Here is a 3,007-nt window from a genome sequence, read left to right as displayed (position 1 = left end):
GTACTAAAAATTGAACCTTGATTCTTTATGAAGAAAGACAAAAAGTGATAGCATTTTTCAATCTGATACTCTTCCAATTTAAAAACATGTTCAGGATGGAGTGACTCAACAGCATCAATTAAGCTCTCTTTTAAGCGATTGCTAGCTGTTTGAACTTTATCTAGAAGAGTTCTGTCTGAACCAAATGCATCTATAAGATCACAAAAATTATCAAGTTGCTGCATCACTAATTCGAAGTTTTTTGTCTTAACAATATCAAAAAGCGAAGAAATTAGTGGATCGTCTTGCTCTTCAATAAATTTATGTAACGCGTTATAGGAGAATATTTCATGGTTATAGGCCATGCTAAAACCATTACCTAATAAAAGATGGATGTTTCTCTTTTTATTTTGGAGATATTCTTTAACTTCATTAAATGTTTTTAATTTATCAGTCATTATGTTTGTCTTGAGTTATATATGATTTTTGAATGTGCCGATTTTATCGGTAGTAATTAGAGCTGTTAGATTTTCTTTAGCGTGCCAGCATGTTCCTACAAACCAAGATGGCTATCGCACGGAGTTTCGGCTCCCAGAGTGCTGCCTTTGGAGCTGCAGTTCCGGATGAGCAAGATATCAAACGACGACCAATTTAAGTGAGTAAAAAGTTAGTTATCGCTCGGATTTTGAAAGTTTTTTTGACGGGGATCAGGCTTGAGCCAAGTTGGCAGCGGGCGGAGTGGGGGAGGTTTGTTCGATAAATGAACAAGTAAGGCATCCTTGACTACTGGCACCAAGTGATAGGGGTTGCTGGGTAATACCTGTTTTATGCCCTGTTTATATGGGCTGTGGGTTTCGCTTCATCAAGCAAACCGGCCACCTTGGTAGCCGGTTATCGCCCTATAACTGCCGCCATTGGTATGGCGAGTGAGGATCATTCACGGCCCTCTTTTTTGAGCGCCAGCAGCCAAGGCACGATGGTCAGAATAAACAGCGCGATCAGGGTGGCGAGCACTGCGGTGGACTCTCGACCCATGCCAGCGGCAATGCCGATGGCGGCGGTGACCCATATTCCGGCGGCCGTGGTCAGCCCTTTGGTTTCTGTTTGTCGGGTGCCCAAAATGATGGTGCCGGCCCCCAGAAATCCCACCCCGGCAGTGAGACCCTGCAATACCCGGGTCATATCGGCGGTTGATGCCCCTGCTTGCTGGGGGATCAGCACGAACAGGGCTGCGCCAATACTGACCAGCATATGGGTGCGGATCCCGGCACTTTTCCCTTTCTGTTCACGCTCGTAGCCTAATAGACCACCGAGCAGGCCAGCTACCAGCAGGCGCAATACAATCTGGGTCATCTGCTTGATATCTTGAATATCCGTGAACTCGGAGACGATGGTCTGCCATATCTCTTGCCACATAAATGCCATCCTTGTGCGTGCTGCATATGAGTTAAACGACTCAAACAGGTTAATACTGTCGCCATGGGCGGTGTACGAAAATACGCCATAAGACCGCATCCGCAGGGTATCAAACGCTGACTTCCCTTGTTGAGTAAAATCCTGTCCAAGTTGTCGGATTTTAATGAGTTCTTGATAGCGCCCCGCTTTTGGAGCGGGCGTCAGGATGAGGGGTGACCGGCGATGGCCGGAGGCTTAATAGCCGGTCATCTCCAGATACCCCAGCCCCTTGGCATCCCCCTCTACGGTGACAGCCCCCTCCCAGTAGTCAAAACGCCCTGTCATGGCCTGATTGGGTTGGCGAGCACGGATAGTGAGGTTCAAATCGGCGGCCTTGAGTTGCCACTCCACGGGGTAGGCTTGCCCCTTGGGGCCGCGCCAGGTCTTGCCTGGCGTCAGCGTGATATGGTCAGGGGAGAGTACCCGGCTGCTGCCATCTTGTTCGATCAAAATGCCATAGCGGTTTTCTGGCTCAGTGCGCCCCGCCTTGGTGCGCAGGCGAAACAGCATCAGCTCGCGGCCATCTTCAAATTGCAGCGAGAACCAGTCCCAGCCCGACTGCCAGTCGGCCAATACCGAGCTGCTCCACTCGTGATCGAACCAGCCCTGACCGGTGACGGTGCGGGTCTCCCCATCCAGGGTCAAAGTGCCACTTAGCGTCAGGCGCGGGTAGGAGTAGTAAAACGAAGCGTTGCCCGGACTCTTCTCGCTGTAACCCTGCTTGCCCTGCAGCACCACGGGTTTGGCTGCGCTGACCTGGAGGGTGAGATCCCCCACCTTGCTCTGCACCCTGAGGGTGGCGGGAAAGAGCGATGCCCCCCGGGAGGTGAGTACCCACTCCTTGATCCAGTATTCACCGCCGCTGGCGCCTGCAAGCCCCGGGCCCTGGCGGCTGGTGCGCTCATCCTGTTGGTGGCTGCCTTTGCCGAGGTCTGTGATGGCAAACTGGGCCAGCCAGAGCTGGGGAGTGAGCCAGGGGTTGTCCGATTTGATCTCCTGCTCGATACCCTGGCGAAACAGGGTCCACTGCAGCCCATATTCGCGCCCCTGTTCGTCTTTGAGGTTACCGGTGAGATACCACCACTCGGATCGGTAGTCGGGATGGGCGCCGTGGTCGGCGGGCAACTGGATAGGCTGGCCCGGCAGGGCCTTTTTGAAGTTATCGTTGCCGCCGCCGAGCAGGGTGCCCAGATCGCTGGCCGTGGCGGCCGTGCCATACAGGGCACAGGCGAGCAGCAGCCCAATCTTGATGTTGTTCATACCACTTTCCTCGCCGCAAACCAGGAGGCCAATGCACCACACACAGGCGCCAGCAACAGGGCCGTGATGGCATGCAGGGGGGCGGCCTCGAAGGCGAGGCGCCAGCCAAAGGCGCGGGGGTTGACCACCTCAATCAGCACCCAGGCGAGGCCATAGCCCACCGGCAGTGCCAGCAGCGCCGTCAGCAGTCCCAATCCTGCCCCTTGCCACACCAGCAGGCGGCGACAGTGGCGGGGGCTCAAGCCCAGACTCTGCAAGGTCTGCAATTCACTGCGCCGGGCCAGCCCCAGCACCATGAAGGCCGAGCCGATAC

General features: G+C 54.1%; 4 protein-coding genes. All 4 read right to left on the bottom strand.

The window, feature by feature from the left end; genetic code table 11:
* The coding region (locus AAC083_RS05485) for a DUF4917 family protein (RefSeq protein WP_146181587.1) at window positions 1-437 on the bottom strand (437 nt) is incomplete at its 3' end.
* A gap of 475 nt (window positions 438-912) precedes the next feature.
* A complete protein-coding gene (locus AAC083_RS05480; RefSeq protein WP_181364658.1) occupies window positions 913-1,395 on the bottom strand; it encodes an MgtC/SapB family protein in 483 nt (160 codons plus the stop codon).
* 234 nt (window positions 1,396-1,629) lie between these two features.
* Complete coding sequence (locus AAC083_RS05475) at window positions 1,630-2,694, bottom strand: lipocalin-like domain-containing protein (RefSeq protein WP_108536043.1); 1,065 nt, start codon at window positions 2,692-2,694, stop codon at window positions 1,630-1,632.
* Window positions 2,691-3,007: FtsX-like permease family protein (locus AAC083_RS05470; protein ID WP_146181586.1), on the bottom strand; the 317-nt coding region annotated here is incomplete at its 5' end. The genes AAC083_RS05475 and AAC083_RS05470, both read right to left, overlap by 4 nt.

Origin of the sequence: Aeromonas sp. HMWF014 (genome assembly GCF_963878295.1) — a bacterium.
Taxonomy (GTDB): domain Bacteria; phylum Pseudomonadota; class Gammaproteobacteria; order Enterobacterales; family Aeromonadaceae; genus Aeromonas; species Aeromonas popoffii.
Note: the sequence above shows the minus strand (reverse complement) of the source record. Positions and strands in the feature narration are given on the sequence as shown.

Bases quoted from the DNA above. Each gene is read 5' to 3' on its own strand.
- AAC083_RS05480 (WP_181364658.1), bottom strand. From the start codon at position 1,395: ATGTGGCAAGAGATATGGCAGACCATCGTCTCCGAGTTCACGGATATT.
- AAC083_RS05475 (WP_108536043.1), bottom strand. From the start codon at position 2,694: ATGAACAACATCAAGATTGGGCTGCTGCTCGCCTGTGCCCTGTATGGC.